Genomic DNA, 16,058 nt, shown 5'->3' with positions numbered 1-16,058 from the left:
AGACATGAGCCTGATCATCGATTGCCACGGCCACTACACGACGGCGCCCAGGCAGCTGGAAGTGTGGCGCAACCGGCAGATCGCCGGCATCGCGGACCCGTCCGCCAGCCCCAAGCCGTCCGAGCTGACGATCAGCGACGACGACATCCGCGAGACCATCGTGGCCAACCAGCTGCGCCTGATGCAGGAACGCGGCAACGACCTGACGCTGTTCTCGCCGCGCGCCAGCTTCATGGCCCACCATATCGGCGACTTCGAGGTCTCCAGCACCTGGGCGGCGATCTGCAACGAGCTGTGCTTTCGCGTCAGCCAGCTGTTCCCGGAGAACTTCGTGCCGGTGGCGATGCTGCCGCAGTCGCCCGGCGTCGACCCCGCGACCTGCATTCCGGAGCTGGTCAGGTGCGTCGAGGAGTACGGCTGCGTCGGCATCAACCTGAACCCCGACCCGTCCGGCGGCCACTGGAAGAGCCCGCCGCTGACCGACCGCGCCTGGTACCCGATCTACGAGAAGATGATCGAGTACGACATCCCGGCCATGATCCATGTGTCGACCAGCTGCAACCCGGCCTTCCACACCACCGGCGCGCACTACCTGAACGCCGACACCACGGCCTTCATGCAGTGCGTGCAGGGCGACCTGTTCAAGGACTTTCCGCAGCTGCGCTTTCTGATTCCGCACGGCGGCGGCGCCGTGCCTTACCACTGGGGGCGCTTTCGCGGGCTGGCGCAGGAGATCAAGAAGCCGCTGCTGGACACGCACGTGATGAACAACATCTTCTTTGACACCTGCGTCTACCACCAGCCGGGCATCGACCTGCTCAACACGGTGATCCCGGTCAAGAACGTGCTGTTCGCCTCGGAGATGATCGGCGCCGTGCGCGGCATCGACCCGACCACCGGCAACTACTACGACGACACGAAGAAGTACATCGACGCCTCGACGATCCTGAGCGCCGACGACAAGCACCAGATCTTCGAAGCCAACACGCGCCGCGTGTTCCCGCGCCTGGACGCACTGCTGAAACAACAAGGACGCTGACCATGTACGAACTGGGCGTTGTCTACCGCAACATCAAACGCACCGACCGCGAAGTCGCCGACGCATTGGCGAAATTCGGCTCGGCCACGGTGCACGAGGCCATGGGCCGGGTCGGCCTGATGAAGCCGTACATGCGGCCGATCTATGCGGGGGCGCAGGTGTCGGGCACGGCAGTCACGGTGCTGGTGCACCCCGGCGACAACTGGATGATGCACGTGGTCGCCGAGCAGATCCAGCCCGGCGACATCGTGATCGCCGCCTGCAGCTCGGAGAACACCGACGGCTTCTTTGGCGACCTGCTGGCCACCTCCTTCCAGGCGCGCGGCGCCCGTGCGCTGGTGATCGACGCCGGCGTGCGCGACGTCAGGACGCTGACCGAGATGGGCTTCCCGGTCTGGAGCAAGGCCATCAGCTCCAAGGGCACGATCAAGGCCACGCTGGGTTCTGTCAACATTCCCGTGGTCTGCGCCGGCGCGCTGGTGACGCCGGGCGACGTGATCGTGGCCGACGACGACGGCGTGGTCTGCGTGCCCGCTGCCATGGCGAAGAAGACTCTGGACGCCGCCACCGCGCGCGAAGCCAACGAAGGCGAGAAGCGCGCCAGGCTGGCGTCGGGCGTGCTGGGGCTGGATATGTACAAGATGCGCGAACCGCTGGAGAAGGCGGGACTGCGTTATATCGACTGAACACCATGGAATTCACCAAGACCCCCGGCTGGCTCGACTGGTATGCCGGCCCCGCCAAGCCGCAGTTCCAGCTGCCGCCCAACGCCGTCGACGCCCACTGCCACGTGTTCGGCCCCGGTGCCGAGTTCCCGTTCGCGCCCGAGCGCAAGTACACGCCTTGTGACGCCAGCAAGCAGCAGCTGTTCGCCTTGCGCGACCACCTGGGTTTCGCAAAGAACGTCATCGTGCAGGCCACCTGCCACGGCGCCGACAACAGCGCCATGGTCGATGCCCTGCAGCATTCGAACGGCAAGGCGCGCGGCGTCGCCACCGTCAGGCGCAGCGTGACCGACCAGCAACTGCAGGAGATGAACGCCGCCGGCGTGCGCGGCGTGCGCTTCAACTTCGTCAAGCGGCTGGTGGACTTCACGCCCAAGGACGAACTGATGGAGATCGCTGCCCGCATCGCCCCGCTGGGCTGGCACGTGGTGATCTACTTCGAGGCGGTCGATCTGCCCGAGCTGTGGGACTTCTTCACCAGGCTGCCCACCACGGTGGTGGTTGATCACATGGGCCGGCCCGATGTCTCCAAGCCCATCGATGGGCCCGAGTTCCAGCTGTTCCTGAAGTTCATGCGCGAGCACCCCAACGTCTGGAGCAAGGTCAGCTGCCCCGAGCGGCTGTCGGTTGCCGGCCCGCCGGCTTTGAACGGCGAACGCAATGCCTACCCAGACGTGGTGCCGTTCGCCCGCGCCGTGGTCGAGGAGTTCCCGGACCGCGTGCTGTGGGGCACCGACTGGCCGCACCCCAACCTGAAGGACCACATGCCCGACGACGGCCTGCTGGTGGACTTCATCCCGCACATCGCGGTCACCAGGGAACTGCAGCGCAAGCTGCTGGTCGACAACCCGAACCGCCTGTACTGGCCCGAGGAGACAGGCAAATGAAGAAAAGCACCACGGGACTGCTGCTGGCCGGTGGGCTTCTGACCCTGCTGGCCGGCTGCGCCACCCGGGCCGCCGTGACCACGGCCGCGCTCGCGCCGGCGCAGTGCACGGGCCTGACTGGCCAGCGCATCGACGCCAGCCGCGTCGGCATCCCCAGTGGCGCGGCCATCATCGACTCCGCCGTGATGGTGGCGGCGAGCGCCGCCACCATCAACGAGCGCGCCCCGACACCCGCGGGCAAGATCGAGCCGGCCCTGCCGCAGCACTGCAAGGTGCTGGGCCGCATCGCCGGGATGGACGCGCGTGCGCCCTTCATCCACTTCCAGGTCAACCTGCCGGCGCAGTGGAACGGCCGCTCGGTGCAGTACGGCGGCGGCGGCTTCAACGGCGTGCTGGTCACCGCCACCACGTTGGTGCCAGCCGCCCGCTTCGATGCGCCGGTGCCACTGGCGCGCGGCTACGTCACCTACGGCACCGACTCCGGCCACCAGAACAAGCCGGGCGAGCCGCCGCAAACCTTCGCCATGAACGACGAGGCGCTGGTCAACTTCGCCCACGCCTCGTACAAGAAGGTGCGCGACGTCGCCGTTGCGGTGATGAAGCAGGCGTACGGCAAGGCGCCCGAGAAGCTCTATTTCGTCGGCAGCTCCGAAGGCGGCCGCGAAGGCCTGACCATGGCCCAGCGCTATCCGGCCGATTTCGACGGCATCCTGGCCCGCGTGCCCGTGATCAACTGGACGGGCCTGCAGCACGCCGGCCTGCGTGACGGCCTGGCGCTGGTGGGCGACGGCTGGATGAAGCCCGCCCACGCCAAGCTGGTGCACGACGCCGTGCTGGCTTCGTGCGACGGCGCCGACGGCCTGACCGACAGCGTGGTGTCCGATCCCGTCGGCTGCCGCACGCGCTTCAACGTGGAGCTGCTGCGCTGCCGCGGCGCAGCTGCCGACAACTGCCTGACCGACGCGCAGGTCAAGGCCGTGCGCACGCTGCACTCGCCGCTGGACCTGGGCGTGGAGCTGGCCAACGGCGTGCGCCACTACCCGGCGCGCGGCCCCAGCGGCGAGAACACGGCGTCCGCGGGCCCCACCGGTGGCTGGCAAGCCTGGTGGACGGGCACGGCCCCGCCGGCCTTTCCGCCGGTGCCGGCCAACGGCATCGCCTGGTTCTATGGCGCCGGCGCCATCCAGTATTTCTATGCCCGCAATCCGCAGGCCGACGTGCTCAGCTACCGGATCCAGGACCACCTGCCGCGCGCGCGCGAAGTCTCGGCCTTGATGGACTCGACCCATCCCGACCTGTCGGCCTTCCATGCCCGCGGCGGCAAGCTGATCCTGCTGGAGAACATGGGCGACTACGCACAGAGCCCGTATGCTGGAATCGAGTACCACCAAGCCGTGGTGCAGCGCCTGGGCGCCGACACCGTCAAGCGCTTCGTCAAGCTCTACACCGCTCCCGGCGTCGACCATGTCGGCTCCGGCGCGCCGGCCAACGCGGAACTGTTCCCGGCGCTGGTCGCCTGGGTCGAGCAGGGCCGCGAACCTGCCGGCCTGGAACTGGTCGAACAGGAGACCAAGGCCCCGTTCAGCGTTACCCGCGCGCGGCCGCTGTGCGAATGGCCGACCTGGCCGCGCTACCGCGGTGGCGACGTCAACGCGGCGGCCAGCTTCACCTGCACCCAATGAGAGGAGGCCATCATGCCTTTGGATAAACCGTACACCGACGTGCCCGGCACGACCATCTTCGACGCCGAGCAAAGCCGCAAGGGCTACTGGCTCAACCAGTTCTGCATGTCGCTGATGAAGGCCGAGAACCGCGAAAAGTTCAAGGCCGACGAGCGTGGCTACCTCGACCGGTGGGCCATGACCGAAGACCAGAAGCTGGCCGTGCTGGCCCGCGACCTGAACCGCTGCATCGCGCTGGGCGGCAACATCTACTTCCTGGCCAAGATCGGCGCCACCGACGGCAAGAGCTTCCAGCAGATGGCCGGCTCCATGACCGGCATGACCGAGGAGGCCTACCGCGACATGATGGTCGGCGGCGGCCGCGCGGCCAGCTGGGGCCGCAAGGACAACAAGGACACCGAATAATGGCCCGCATCACCGCATCCGTTTTCACCTCGCACGTGCCCGCCATCGGCGCGGCCATGGACCTGGGCAAGACCCAGGAGCCGTACTGGCAGAAGGTCTTTTCCGGCTACGACTTTTCGCGCCAGTGGATCAAGGACAACAAGCCCGACGTGGTGTTCCTGGTCTTCAACGACCACGCCACCGCGTTCAGCCTGGACATCATCCCCACCTTCGCCATCGGCACCGCCACCGAGTACGCGGTGGCCGACGAGGGCTGGGGCCCGCGCCCGGTGCCCAAGGTGGAAGGCGCGCCCGACCTGGCCGCGCACATCGCGCATTCGGTGATCCAGCAGGACTTCGACCTGACCATCGTCAACAGGATGGACGTCGACCACGGCCTGACGGTGCCGCTGTCGCTGATGTTCGGCGACACCAAGGAGTGGCCGGTCAAGGTGATCCCGTTCGCCGTCAACGTGGTGCAGTACCCGGTGCCCAGCGGCATGCGCTGCTTCAAGCTGGGCCAGGCGATTCGCAAGGCGGTGGAGAGCTACGACGAAGACGTGAACGTGCAGATCTGGGGCACGGGCGGCATGAGCCACCAGCTGCAAGGCCCGCGTGCCGGCCTGATCAACAAGGAGTGGGACAGCAGGTTCCTGGACCGGCTGATCGATGACCCGGAAGGCCTGGCCGGCGTCGACCACATCGAGTATGTCAAGGAAGCCGGCAGCGAAGGCATCGAGCTGGTGATGTGGCTGATTGCGCGCGGCGCGATGGCCGACGTCGGCGATGCCGGCGGGAAAAAGCCGACACTGAAGCACCGCTTCTACCACGTGCCCGCATCGAACACGGCCGTCGGCCACATGATCCTGGAGAACAACCAATGACCAAAACCATCCGCATCGCATTGGCCGGCCCCGGCGCCTTCGGCATCAAGCACCTGGACGGGCTGAAGAACATCGAGGGCGTGGAAGTCACGTCCATCATCGGCCGCGAACTGGGCAAGGCCAGGGAAGTCGCCGACAAGTACGGCGCCAAGCACGTGACGACCGACCTGGGCGAAGCGCTGGCGCGCGACGACGTCGACGCCGTGATCCTGTGCACCCCGACGCAGATGCACGCCGAACAGTCGATCGCCGCCATGAAGGCCGGCAAGCACGTGCAGGTCGAAATCCCGCTGTGCGACAAGCTCGAAGAGGGCCGGGCAGTCGTTGAAATGCAAAGGAAGACCGGCCTGGTGGCCATGGTGGGCCACACCCGCCGCTTCAACCCCAGCCACCAGTACGTGAACCAGAAGATCGTGGCCGGCGAGTTCAACATCCTGCAGATGGACGTGCAGACCTTCTTCTTTCGCCGCACGAACATGAATGCGCTGGGGCAGGCGCGCAGCTGGACCGACCACCTGCTGTGGCACCACGCCGCGCACACGGTGGACCTGTTCCAGTACCAGACCGGCAGCAAGGTGGTCAAGGCGAACGCGGTGCAAGGCCCGATCCATCCGACGCTGGGCATCGCGATGGACATGAGCATCCAGCTGCAGACCGAAAGCGGCGCCATCTGCACGCTGAGCCTGTCGTTCAACAACGACGGCCCGCTGGGCACGTTCTTTCGTTACATCGGCGACACCGCGACCTACATCGCGCGCTACGACGACCTGTTCACGGGCAAGGAAGAAAAGATCGACGTGAGCCAGGTGGATGTGTCGATGAACGGCATCGAGCTGCAGGACCGCGAGTTCATCGCCGCCATCCGCGAAGGGCGGGAGCCGAATTCGTCGGTCGGCCAAGTGCTGCCGTGCTACGAGGTGCTGGACCAGCTGGAGCGGCAGCTGACAGCCTGATCGGGCGCGGATTGAAACCACTGCCCCAAGCGGTGGGTGCACTGGCGCGAGTGGCTTCGCCCGTCAGCGATGACGGGCGTGGATTGAAACCGGTTCGTCGAGACCAATCGCGGCGACTCGCTGCAGGGGCTTCGCTCGTCAGCGATGACGGGCTTGGATTGAAGCAACTACGACGCCGCTAGACCGACTTCCGCGCGAGGCCCGCCAGGACGCCTGGCAGCTTCCCGTCATCGTCGCCCGCCGGCGCGGGCTCGCCGGCGGGCGCTTTCCAGCGCGCGGCGACAGCGCCAGCAGCTCCGGGCGCATTGGCTGCAGCAGCGCCATGTCCCAATTTTGCAACAACGCTGGTCCGACTGGGCGGTTCATCAGTTCGGCGATGTTCTTGTGCCGGCGACTGGCACGGACACGCACGCTGGTACGTGCTGGCAACCGCCTCGTGCGGCCCTTCAAGCACTGCAAGATGTTGCCGTCGTTGGAGAAGAGTCGCCGGTGATGCCGTTCCTGCTGTTCTCCGCCCGGGCATCGGCCAGGATCGCATCCAGCTCGGTCGACGCGAAGGGGAGGCGGCGCACGCCATCGTGGCCGAGCTTGCCGGCGTGGAACTTTCCACCTGTCACACATCTGCACGTAGGTGCGTTGAACTCCTGCGCGTAGGCCGTGTCCTACCGCCTTCTTGCCCGGAGGGAACCAGCTCACATGCGCAAATCCACAGTCGTTGCCTTCATCACCGCCGTCCTCAGCCCCTGCGTGGCACAAGCCGATGCATTCGAGGAAGGCATGAGCACGATGTGGGAGGTGCTGTGGCACCAGAGCGGCACCGCCACGCGGCTCGTGCGTTGGGAGCAGGACATCAAGGTCCGCGTGATCGGCGCCAATGCGGCACCGCACCGGCTCCACACCTTGAAGGCATTGCGCGATGTCGCGGCCGAGGCGGGCGTGAAGGTGGAGGACGTGAGTGACCGGCCGGACGCCGCGCAGCAGGCCAACGTCAGCATCGAGATCAGCGCCGACCACGCGCTGAGCGCGGCCCAGCCGTGCGAGACGCGCCTGGATTTTCGCAGCGAGACGACGCTCGACGGCGCTGCCACCCAGATGCGGGGCAGCGACGCTTACCGCTGCGCTTACCACGAGGCCATGCACATCATGGGCGTGCGCGGCCATCCCGAGGGCGACACGGTACTGAGCTACTTCGCGGCGCACGTGGACGGCCTGACGCCGCTGGACAAGGCCATGCTGCGTGCCTGGTACGCGCCGGCCGCCCGTGCCGGCATGACGCCGTTCGAGCTGCTGCCGGTGCTGGCCGACCAGCTGGTGGCCAGCATGCCGAGCCGGCAGCTGGCGACGCTGGCGCGCGACCGCTTCCTGGCCCGCACCATTGGCGAGATGGAGGCATTCGTGGACGGCCGGGGCGACGTGCCGGTGATCGTCAAGCGCAGCGGCAAGTCGTCGGAGCTGGGCGTGCGTTTCGGCCGCATGGAGATGAGCTACTTCCTGGGTGTCGCCTACCAGCAAGGCCTGGCGGTGCGGCGCGACCAAACCAAGGCCGTGCGCTGGCTGCAGCGCGCCGCCGACCTGGGCAGCCGCAGCGCCCAGGCCCGGCTCGGCGCCGGCAAGGTGGCCGGCAACAGCTGACCCGCTCCGGTTGCAGACCGGAGCGCGAGGTGCCTGGCCCTGCACGATCTGCATTCCGTTCAGCTTTGGTTCAGCCGACCGGCGGCACCATGGAGTCCTCTCAACCGGGGAGCCATCATGCAACGCCTCTCGTCCACCAAATTCCTGTTCGCCGCCCTCGTCGCCTGCTGCGCCCTGGGCGCAGCCTCCGCCGCCCATGCCCGCACCGACGTGCACCTGTCCATCGGCGTCCCGTTCGGCGGCTATGTGCAGCCCGCGCCGATCTATTACCAGCCGCGTCCGGTCTACGTGCAGCCGGCACCCGTGTACGTGCAACCGGCGCCGGTGTACTACTACCCGACCAGCTACCACGGCCGCGGCGGGCGCTCGCACGATCGCCGCGGCGCCTGGGGTGACGCCGACCGCGACGGCGTGCCGAACATCCACGACCGCTATTTCGACGACCGCCATTTCGACGGCCGCCACTTCGACGGCCGCCGCGGCGGCTGGCGCGACGCCGACCGCGATGGGGTGCCGAACCGCCACGACCGCGCGCCGCACAACCCGTACCATCGCTGACGCCAGGTTGGTGGCGATCCACCCGAGGAAGGCGAGGGCCAGCTCGCCTGGCCAAGGGCGTTGGTCCAGGTGGCGCCGGCCCCGGGCGGATCGAACCACCCGCTCATGGCCAGGAACGGCAGGATCGAGGCGGCGCTGCTCCAGCGACGGTCGCTGGCCTGGAGGTCGGCGGTGGCTGTCATGCGCTGCATCCCCCGCAAACGGCTGATGGTCGCCCCTGGCTGGCTGGCCGCGCTCGGGATGCGGAATGCTACGGGTGGTCGCTGCGCGTGAGTTCGGCCGAAGCGGTGGGCGGCGGCTCCTTGGCTTGCTGCCCCGCGATGGCTTCGAGCCGCGTCAGCCGCGCCTGCCATTGCTGCGGCGTGTCGCCGGTGGCGTCGCGCAGTTCATCGGCCAGTGAGCGCAGCCGCGTCCAGGCTGCGCGCTTGCTCTGCCGCCATCCGGACAGGTAATGCTCGACGTGGTCGGCGGGATCGAGGTTGCCGACCGCCCACTCGCGGCGGGCGTCGGTGTTGCAGCCGAAGATGTCGCTGACCACCTTCAGCTCGGTGATCCACTTCTGTTCCAGTGCGGCAATGCGCTCGCCGTCATGCTCCAGGATCATTCGACGGGAACCAGGGCGTGCAGGACCGTGGTTTCGGTGTGGCGCTCGCGGTGGCCGTCGCGCGGCGGCGGCTCGTTGCGCGACAGGCGCCAGACGAAAGTCTCGGCATTGTCCAGCCCGAAGCGCCGGGCGGGATCGCCCAGCCAGTAGGCGCTGCCAGATTCGGTGAACGCCACCGGCGTGCCGGCCGGGCCCATCAGCCGGACCTGGACCACGCGCGAGGTGACGATCGTCTGGCCGTCGGCGTGGCCTGGACGGTTGTAGACGAGGCCGACGACACGGTCGTCGCCGGCGACGCTCCATTGCCTGATTTCCTGGTGCTGCATGCGCTTTCCTGAAAGCGCGACCTTAGTGTGTTTTACCTAAGCAATATGCCTATGAGTCAGGATTTCGAAGGAGGTACCCATTAGTGCTCATTCGCCGTGCGGCGCCGCAGTCCCTCGAACGAAACCAGCTCCCCGGCCAGCGCGCTCGCCACCACCGTCGCCGGGCTTGCGAGCCACACCTGCCCGGGTCCAGAACGTCCGGGGAAGTTCCGGTTGACCGCGCTGACGGTCACCTGGCGGGCCTGCACCGAGGAGCCCGGCCCGCAGTTCGCGCAGGCTCCGCACGACGGCTGCAGCATCCGCGCCCCCGCCTGCGCGAACACGCGGTCGTAGCCGCGGTCGACGCAATAGTCGCGCACTGCGGTCGTCCCGTACTGCAGGAACAGCTGCACATGCGCCGGCACCCGCCAGCCGTTCGCCAGCCCCCACTCCAGCACCGCGTGGTACTGGTCGAAGTCTTGCCGCTTGCCGGCCGTGCAGGAGCCGCCGTAGGCAATGTCGATTCGCACGGGCGTCGGCAGGTTCTCGATTGCAATCCCGTGACCGGGGTCGCCCGGCGCGGCCACCATCGTCTGCAGCTTCGAGCAATCCACCCGCAGCACTTCGCTGTACGCCGCGCCGGGGTCGCTGCGCATCCACGGCGCGATCACGCAATCGACGCCGCGCCGCTCCTTGAGGAAGCGCACGGTCTCTGCATCGGGCTCGACGATGCCGGTCAAGCCGCCGAGCTCGGCCGTCATGTTGGTCAGCGTGGCACGTTCGTCCGTGGACAGCGCGCGGACCACGGCGCCACCGAACTCGAACACCTTGCCCACGCCGCCGCCGGCCTGGATGGCCGGCAGCTGCAGCAGGTGCAGCACCACGTCCTTGGCCGCCAGGCCGGCGGGCAGGGCGCCTTCCAGTTCCACCCGCAGCACCGGCTGCATCGTCAGCCGCACGGCGCCGGTGACAAAGGCATTGGCCATGTCGGTGGTGCCGACACCGAAGGCCACGCAGCCGAGCGCGCCGCTGTGCGGCGTGTGCGAGTCGGTGCCGGCCAGCAGTTGCCCCGGCAATGCGTGGTGCTCGGCCATCATCGCGTGCGAGATGCCGGCCTGCTGGCCGCTCGCGCTGGCGGCGGGGGCTTCGGCTTCGGTCGGCGTGCGGTACTCGCGCAGGCCGTAGCAGCCGGCGAAGTCGCGCTGGGCCTGGCACATGGCCTGCATGTTGGGCACCAGGCCGGCGGCCAGGTGGGCCGGGCTTTCCTCGGTGTACGAAGTGTGGTCCTCGAACACCAGGATGGATGCGGGCGCGTGCAGCCGCAGGGGCTTGCCCAGGGTGGCGTGCAGCATGTGCGCCGCCATGCCGGTGTAGTACTCGTGGATGAAGCGCCAGTCGGCGTGGACGAAGCAGCCTTCGCCGGGCTGGGGGGCGGCGCTGGTGACGGGGGTGGTGAGGAGGTGGCGCTGGACGATTTTCTCGAACAGGGTCAAGGCACGGTCGGGGGATGGATCGCGCGCCGAGCCGGCAATGACAGGCGCGCCAAGCAGGTGTTGCTGCCCGAAGCGCAGCAGGCCGCCACTGCGCAGGATCGCGGCAGCCAGGGCGTCGCGCCCGGCCACCAGTTCGTCGACGGTGATCGCTTCGCCGCGCCGGATGCGCTCGACCAGCGCCAGGTCGGTGGAGGTGAACAGGCCGATGTTGTCGGCGTTCTGGCGGTAGATGCGCTCGAAGCTGTCGGCGATCACCAGCCGCACGCCGGCCAGCTTTTCGGCGGCGGGGCTGTGCTCGCGCGACGAGCCCTTGCCGTAGCGGCGCCCGGCCACCGTCACTCGGAAGCCGCCGGCCTGCACCGCGCCGGGCGCGATCGGGCGGGCGCCGTCGGCCGTGGTGTAGCCGGTGTAAGGAAAGCGCGCCAGCCGGTCGTCGTAGTGCGACATGATGCGCACCGGCGTGATCTCGTCGGTGGAGACGTCGTCGCGCAAGGCCCCGGCCTGGACGCGCGACAACTGCCGCCCCTGCAATTGCGCCTGCATGGCTTGCGGCTCACTGGACAGGAACAGGATGCGCGGGGTCGGCCCGAGCTGCAAGGTGGCGGTCATGGTGAAGCGAGAGTGGCAAGGTGGTCCAGCAGCATCCGCGCGGCCGGCGAGAGTGTCGGGGCGTCGCGGTAGCAAAGCACGAAGCGGCGCGCTGCCCACGGCTCGTCCAGCGGCACGCAGCGCAGGCCGTCGGCGCTGGCGTGCGGCGGCACCACCTCGCGCGGCACCAGGCTGATGGCGAGCCCGGCGCGCACCACCCGCAGCGCGGCTTCGAAGTTGGTGACGATCACGCGGTGGATGATGCTGCGCCGCAGGTCGGCGGCATGCCGCTGCAGCATCACCTGGACGGCGCTGTTGACCGGCAGGCTGACCTGCTCGAACTCCAGCGTGTCGGCAAAGCGCAGGCTGCGGCGGCCCGCCAGCGGATGGCCTCGTGGCACCACCACGCACAGGCGGTCGCCGCGGTAGGGCCGCGACTGCAGCCCGCTGACGTCGGCCGCGTCCCAGCAGACGCCCAGCGAGGCCCGGCCTTCGCGCACGCCGCGCACGATGTCCGGGCTGACGCGCTCTTCCATGTCGACCTGAATGGTGCGGTGCGCCGGCTGCTTGAGGAAGGCTGCCACGTCGTCGGCCAGCGACTCGGTCATGGCGGAAACCGAGGCGAGGATGCGCACCTGGCCGCTGCCGCCCGCCACGTAGCGCTCCATGTCCTGCGCGATGCGGGTGGCGCCATCGAGCATCACGCGGGCATGTTCCAGCAGCGTCTGGCCGGCGGCCGTGGGCAGCACGCCATGGCGCTTGCGCACCAGCAGCGGCGTGCCGACCTGGCTTTCCAGCTGGGCCAGCCGCTTGCTGATGGCCGAGCCGACGATGCTTGCGCGCTCACCGGCGCGCGCGATGTTCCCGGTCTCGCAGACGGAGACGAACAGGCGCAAGGTGGTCAGGTCGAAGTCGCGCAAGGTATTCCGGATCGGAACTTCAAGGTTCCGTAATTGCGTCAGGAGGGTTTCCCGGAAATTCTAAACTCGGGGTATGCCATCCACCCCAATTTTTCAGCCGGCGCTGCCGCGCCAGGTGACGATCCGTGAAATGGGCCTGCGCGACGGCCTGCAAAGCGTCGCCACCATCGTGCCCACCGCCGCCAAGATCGAATGGATCCGCGACGCCTATGCCGCCGGCGAGCGCGAGATCGAAGTCGGCTCGTTCGTGCCACCTCGCTTGCTGCCGCAGCTGGCCGATACCGGCGAGGTGCTGGCCTTTGCCCAGACCTTGCCCGGCCTGCGCGCCTCGGTGCTGGTGCCCAACCTCAAGGGCGCGCAGCGCGCCCTCGAAGCCAGCGCCGAACTGATGCTGGTGCCGCTGTCGGCCAGCCACGCCCACAGCCTGGCCAACCTGCGCAAGACGCCCGACGAGGTGGTGGCCGACATCGTGCGCATGCGCGAAGAGCGCGACGCCTCGGGCGCCCGCACGCTGATCGAGGTCGGCATCAGCACCGCCTTCGGCTGCACCATCCAGGGCCGCGTCGAGCCGGCCGAAGTGGTGCGGCTGGTGCGGGCCGTGCTGGATGCCGGTGTCGACAGCGTCAGCCTGGCCGACACCGTCGGCTATGCAGACCCGGCGATGGTCTCGCGGCTGTTCGAGCAGGTGCTGCGGGTGGCGGGCGATCGCCTGACCTGCGGCCACTTTCACGACACCCGCGGGCTGGCGCTGGCCAACGTCTACGCCGCGCTGCAACTGGGCATGACGCGCTTTGACGCCTGCACCGCCGGCATCGGCGGCTGCCCGCACGCGCCCGGCGCCAGCGGCAACGTCTGCACCGAAGACCTGGCCTATATGCTCGCCAGCATGGGCATAGAGACCGGCCTGGACTTCGACCGCCTGCTGGCACTGCGCGCCAAGGTGGCGGGCTGGCTGCAAGGCGAGGCCACGCACGGCTCGGTCTGGCGCTCCGGCCTGCCCAGGACCATGAAAATCCAGGAGACTTCCCATGCATGACGCCGCCAACGGACCGCAGCCCCTGAAGGGCCTGCGCGTGGTCGAATTCACCCACATGGTGATGGGCCCGACCTGCGGCATGCTGCTGGCCGACATGGGCGCGGAAGTGATCAAGCTCGAGCCGATCGGCGGCGAGCACACGCGCCGCCTGCTCGGCGCCGGCGCCGGCTTCTTCCCCATGTTCAACCGCAACAAGAAGAGCATCTGCATCGATCTGCACCAGCCCGAAGGCGCCGAGATGGCGCGCCAGCTGTGCGCCACGGCCGACGTGGTGGCGGAGAACTTCAAGCCCGGTACCATGGCCAAGTACGGGCTCGACTACGCGGCGCTGAGCGCCGTCAATCCGCGCGTCATCTACGTCAGCCACAAAGGCTTCCTGCCGGGGCCTTACGAGCACCGCACGGCGCTCGACGAAGTGGTGCAGATGATGGGTGGGCTGGCGTACATGACCGGCCGGCCCGGTGACCCCGTGCGCGCCGGCACCAGCGTCAACGACATCATGGGCGGCCTGTTCGGCGCCATCGGCGCGCTCGGCGCGCTGATCCAGCGCGGCATCACCGGCAAGGGCATGGAAGTGCAGTCCGCGCTCTACGAAAACAACGTGTTCCTGATGGGGCAGCACATGCTGCAGTACGCGATGACCGGCAAGCCGGCGGCGCCGCTGCCCGCCCGCGACAACCCCTGGGCGGTCTACGACGTGTTCACCGTCAAGGACGGCGAGCAGATCTTCCTGGCTGCCGTGAGCGACGTCCAGTGGCAGAAGTTCTGCGACATCTTCGGCTTCGCCGACCTGAAGGCGGAGCCGGCCCTGGCCACCAACAACCAGCGCGTGCAGCAGCGGCCCAGGTTGCTGGCCACACTGCGCGAGCGGCTGGCTCCGCACACCGCGGCCGAGTTGTCCGCCGCCATGGAAAAAGCCGGCCTGCCTTTCGCGCCCATCCGGCGTCCCGAGGACCTGATGGACGACGAACACCTGCTGGCCACCGGCGGTCTCGCCGACGTGACGCTGCCCGACGGCCCCAAGGCGGGCCAGTCGGTCAAGACCACGCTCTTTCCCATCACCATGCAGGGCTGCCGGCTCGGCGTGCGGCTGCAGCCGCCGCGGCTGGGCGAGCACAGCCGCGAGCTGCTCTCCGCGGCCGGGTACAGTTCGGGGGAGATCGACGATCTGCGAGCCCGCGCAGTGATCAGCTGACCCGCGTCGGCGACAACATCCCAGGAGACTTGGCATGACCCGAACCCACCAACCCACCCGCCGCCATTGCCTCGCCGCCATGGCAGCCGCACTGGCCGCCACGCCGCTCGCGAGCTTCGCGCAGCCCGCCGGCACTGTCCGCTTCATCCTTCCCAATGCCACCGGTTCCGGTGTCGACGCGATCACGCGGGCCGCCGCGCCGGCGCTGGGCAAGGCACTGAATGCCTCCGTCGTGGTCGACAACCAGCCGGGCGCCGGCGGCATCGTCGGCCTGCAGGCGCTGGCGCGCTCGGCTCCCGACGGCAATACGCTGGCGGTGGTGTCGAACAACGTGGTGATCTTTCCCAGTGTGCTGAAGTCGCTGCCCTTCGACATGCCCGGCGACTTCACCCCCATCGCAGTGGTCGGCGCCACGCCAATGGTGCTGGTGGTGAATCCGGCCAAGGTGCCGGCGACCAACAGCCGCGACTTCATCGCGCTGCTCAAGAGCAAGCCGGGCGCGCTGAACTTCGCCTCGGGTGGCAACGGCACCATCCTGCACCTGGCCACCGAACTGTTCCTGGACGCTTCGGGAACCACGGCGCGCCACATCCCCTACAAGGGCGTCGGGCCGATGGTCACCGACCTGATCGGCGGCCAGGTCGACTTCGGCACCGCGGCGCTGCCCAGCGTGCAGGCGCACATCAAGAGCGGCGCGCTGCGTCCGATCGGCATGCTGACGGCACAGCGCACGGCGGCTGCGCCGGACATCCCGACCTTCGCCGAGCAGGGCTTGCCGAATTTCGTCGTCGACGCCTGGTTCGCCGTGATCGGCCCCAAGGGCATGAGCGCCGCCAGCGTCAGGAAGGCCCATGACGCGGTGGTCGCCGCCTTCGCCGATCCGGCGGTGAAGGAAGCGATGGCCAAGCAGGGCAACACGATCACCATCAGCAGCACCGAGCAGGCCCAGCAGGCCTTCCGCAGCGAGCTCGCGAAGTACGCCGCGCTGGTGAAGAAGGTCGGGCTCGAGCCGCAGTAAACGGCTTCGCCGCGGGCCAAGCCGCACACCCTACGGGCTGCCGCCGGATCGCTGCGCGCCATCCCGGGCACATGGTGCGCAGCGGAGCTGCACACCCTACAGGGTTGCCGGCGGGTCGATGCGCGCTATCCCGGGCACATGGTGCGCAGCGAAGG

The 16,058-nt window shown here is 68.5% G+C and carries 16 protein-coding genes; 12 read left to right on the top strand and 4 right to left on the bottom strand.

Annotation, left to right across the window (positions count from 1 at the left end):
* Positions 1-4 precede the first annotated feature (4 nt).
* From JWP65_RS03615 to JWP65_RS03575, 9 genes are all read left to right on the top strand, one after another.
* The gene (locus JWP65_RS03615) at positions 5-1,039 is read left to right on the top strand and encodes an amidohydrolase family protein (RefSeq protein ID WP_299760432.1); all 1,035 of its coding nucleotides are present in this window, start codon (positions 5-7) and stop codon (positions 1,037-1,039) included.
* A gap of 2 nt (positions 1,040-1,041) precedes the next feature.
* A complete protein-coding gene (ligK, locus tag JWP65_RS03610) occupies positions 1,042-1,725 on the top strand; it encodes a 4-carboxy-4-hydroxy-2-oxoadipate aldolase/oxaloacetate decarboxylase (protein ID WP_299760430.1) in 684 nt (227 codons plus the stop codon).
* A 5-nt stretch (positions 1,726-1,730) separates the two neighbouring features.
* On the top strand, positions 1,731-2,651 hold the full coding sequence (locus tag JWP65_RS03605) for an amidohydrolase family protein (RefSeq protein WP_299760428.1): 921 nt from the start codon (positions 1,731-1,733) through the stop codon (positions 2,649-2,651).
* Positions 2,648-4,333 (top strand): tannase/feruloyl esterase family alpha/beta hydrolase, encoded by a 1,686-nt coding sequence (locus tag JWP65_RS03600; protein ID WP_299760426.1) that lies wholly within the window; start codon positions 2,648-2,650, stop codon positions 4,331-4,333. The genes JWP65_RS03605 and JWP65_RS03600 overlap by 4 nt, the downstream gene beginning before the upstream one ends.
* Positions 4,334-4,345: 12 nt before the next feature.
* Positions 4,346-4,738, top strand: coding sequence for a protocatechuate 4,5-dioxygenase subunit alpha (ligA, locus tag JWP65_RS03595; protein ID WP_299760424.1), 393 nt, complete (start codon positions 4,346-4,348; stop codon positions 4,736-4,738).
* Entirely contained in the window at positions 4,738-5,601 is an 864-nt protein-coding gene (locus JWP65_RS03590) for a class III extradiol dioxygenase subunit beta (protein WP_299760422.1), read from the top strand. Before ligA ends, JWP65_RS03590 begins: the two co-directional genes overlap by 1 nt.
* Positions 5,598-6,554: a Gfo/Idh/MocA family oxidoreductase gene (locus JWP65_RS03585; protein WP_299760420.1), complete on the top strand. Its 957-nt coding sequence runs from the start codon at positions 5,598-5,600 to the stop codon at positions 6,552-6,554. Before JWP65_RS03590 ends, JWP65_RS03585 begins: the two co-directional genes overlap by 4 nt.
* A 696-nt stretch (positions 6,555-7,250) precedes the next feature.
* Entirely contained in the window at positions 7,251-8,186 is a 936-nt protein-coding gene (locus JWP65_RS03580; protein WP_299760418.1) for a hypothetical protein, read from the top strand.
* Positions 8,187-8,303: 117 nt separating this feature from the next.
* The gene (locus JWP65_RS03575; RefSeq protein ID WP_299760416.1) at positions 8,304-8,744 is read left to right on the top strand and encodes a PXPV repeat protein; all 441 of its coding nucleotides are present in this window, start codon (positions 8,304-8,306) and stop codon (positions 8,742-8,744) included.
* Positions 8,745-8,994: 250 nt separating this feature from the next.
* Here JWP65_RS03575 and JWP65_RS03570 read toward each other — a convergent pair whose 3' ends face one another.
* The 4 genes from JWP65_RS03570 to JWP65_RS03555 all read right to left on the bottom strand — a co-directional run bounded on the left by JWP65_RS03570 (position 8,995) and on the right by JWP65_RS03555 (position 12,654).
* Positions 8,995-9,348, bottom strand: a complete 354-nt coding sequence (locus tag JWP65_RS03570) for a hypothetical protein (protein WP_299760414.1) — start codon at positions 9,346-9,348, stop codon at positions 8,995-8,997.
* Positions 9,345-9,674 carry a hypothetical protein gene (locus JWP65_RS03565; protein ID WP_299760412.1) on the bottom strand — a complete coding sequence of 110 codons (330 nt, stop codon included), beginning with the start codon at positions 9,672-9,674 and terminating at the stop codon, positions 9,345-9,347. Before JWP65_RS03565 ends, JWP65_RS03570 begins: the two co-directional genes overlap by 4 nt.
* An 80-nt stretch (positions 9,675-9,754) precedes the next feature.
* Complete coding sequence (locus JWP65_RS03560; RefSeq protein ID WP_299760410.1) at positions 9,755-11,755, bottom strand: aconitase family protein; 2,001 nt, start codon at positions 11,753-11,755, stop codon at positions 9,755-9,757.
* On the bottom strand, positions 11,752-12,654 hold the full coding sequence (locus tag JWP65_RS03555; protein WP_299760408.1) for a LysR family transcriptional regulator: 903 nt from the start codon (positions 12,652-12,654) through the stop codon (positions 11,752-11,754). Before JWP65_RS03555 ends, JWP65_RS03560 begins: the two co-directional genes overlap by 4 nt.
* 73 nt (positions 12,655-12,727) lie before the next feature.
* Between JWP65_RS03555 and JWP65_RS03550 the strand changes: the two genes are divergently transcribed.
* Genes JWP65_RS03550 through JWP65_RS03540 form a run of 3 tightly spaced genes read left to right on the top strand, consistent with a single transcriptional unit; the run spans position 12,728 to position 15,903 of the window.
* The gene (locus JWP65_RS03550) at positions 12,728-13,690 is read left to right on the top strand and encodes a hydroxymethylglutaryl-CoA lyase (protein ID WP_299760406.1); all 963 of its coding nucleotides are present in this window, start codon (positions 12,728-12,730) and stop codon (positions 13,688-13,690) included.
* Entirely contained in the window at positions 13,683-14,885 is a 1,203-nt protein-coding gene (locus JWP65_RS03545; RefSeq protein ID WP_299760404.1) for a CaiB/BaiF CoA-transferase family protein, read from the top strand. The genes JWP65_RS03550 and JWP65_RS03545 overlap by 8 nt, the downstream gene beginning before the upstream one ends.
* Positions 14,886-14,919: 34 nt before the next feature.
* A complete protein-coding gene (locus JWP65_RS03540) occupies positions 14,920-15,903 on the top strand; it encodes a tripartite tricarboxylate transporter substrate binding protein (protein WP_299760402.1) in 984 nt (327 codons plus the stop codon).
* The last annotated feature ends 155 nt before the right edge of the window (positions 15,904-16,058 follow it).

This window comes from Ramlibacter sp., assembly GCF_028292805.1.
Lineage (GTDB): Bacteria > Pseudomonadota > Gammaproteobacteria > Burkholderiales > Burkholderiaceae_C > Ramlibacter.
Note: the sequence above shows the minus strand (reverse complement) of the source record. Positions and strands in the feature narration are given on the sequence as shown.

Excerpts from the sequence above, each read along its gene's own strand:
- JWP65_RS03615 (WP_299760432.1), top strand. The coding sequence starts at position 5 with ATGAGCCTGATCATCGATTGCCACGGCCACTACACGACGGCGCCCAGG.
- ligK (WP_299760430.1), top strand. The coding sequence starts at position 1,042 with ATGTACGAACTGGGCGTTGTCTACCGCAACATCAAACGCACCGACCGC.
- JWP65_RS03605 (WP_299760428.1), top strand. The coding sequence starts at position 1,731 with ATGGAATTCACCAAGACCCCCGGCTGGCTCGACTGGTATGCCGGCCCC.
- JWP65_RS03600 (WP_299760426.1), top strand. The coding sequence starts at position 2,648 with ATGAAGAAAAGCACCACGGGACTGCTGCTGGCCGGTGGGCTTCTGACC.
- ligA (WP_299760424.1), top strand. The coding sequence starts at position 4,346 with ATGCCTTTGGATAAACCGTACACCGACGTGCCCGGCACGACCATCTTC.
- JWP65_RS03590 (WP_299760422.1), top strand. The coding sequence starts at position 4,738 with ATGGCCCGCATCACCGCATCCGTTTTCACCTCGCACGTGCCCGCCATC.
- JWP65_RS03585 (WP_299760420.1), top strand. The coding sequence starts at position 5,598 with ATGACCAAAACCATCCGCATCGCATTGGCCGGCCCCGGCGCCTTCGGC.
- JWP65_RS03580 (WP_299760418.1), top strand. The coding sequence starts at position 7,251 with ATGCGCAAATCCACAGTCGTTGCCTTCATCACCGCCGTCCTCAGCCCC.
- JWP65_RS03575 (WP_299760416.1), top strand. The coding sequence starts at position 8,304 with ATGCAACGCCTCTCGTCCACCAAATTCCTGTTCGCCGCCCTCGTCGCC.
- JWP65_RS03570 (WP_299760414.1), bottom strand. The coding sequence starts at position 9,348 with ATGATCCTGGAGCATGACGGCGAGCGCATTGCCGCACTGGAACAGAAG.
- JWP65_RS03565 (WP_299760412.1), bottom strand. The coding sequence starts at position 9,674 with ATGCAGCACCAGGAAATCAGGCAATGGAGCGTCGCCGGCGACGACCGT.
- JWP65_RS03560 (WP_299760410.1), bottom strand. The coding sequence starts at position 11,755 with ATGACCGCCACCTTGCAGCTCGGGCCGACCCCGCGCATCCTGTTCCTG.
- JWP65_RS03550 (WP_299760406.1), top strand. The coding sequence starts at position 12,728 with ATGCCATCCACCCCAATTTTTCAGCCGGCGCTGCCGCGCCAGGTGACG.
- JWP65_RS03545 (WP_299760404.1), top strand. The coding sequence starts at position 13,683 with ATGCATGACGCCGCCAACGGACCGCAGCCCCTGAAGGGCCTGCGCGTG.
- JWP65_RS03540 (WP_299760402.1), top strand. The coding sequence starts at position 14,920 with ATGACCCGAACCCACCAACCCACCCGCCGCCATTGCCTCGCCGCCATG.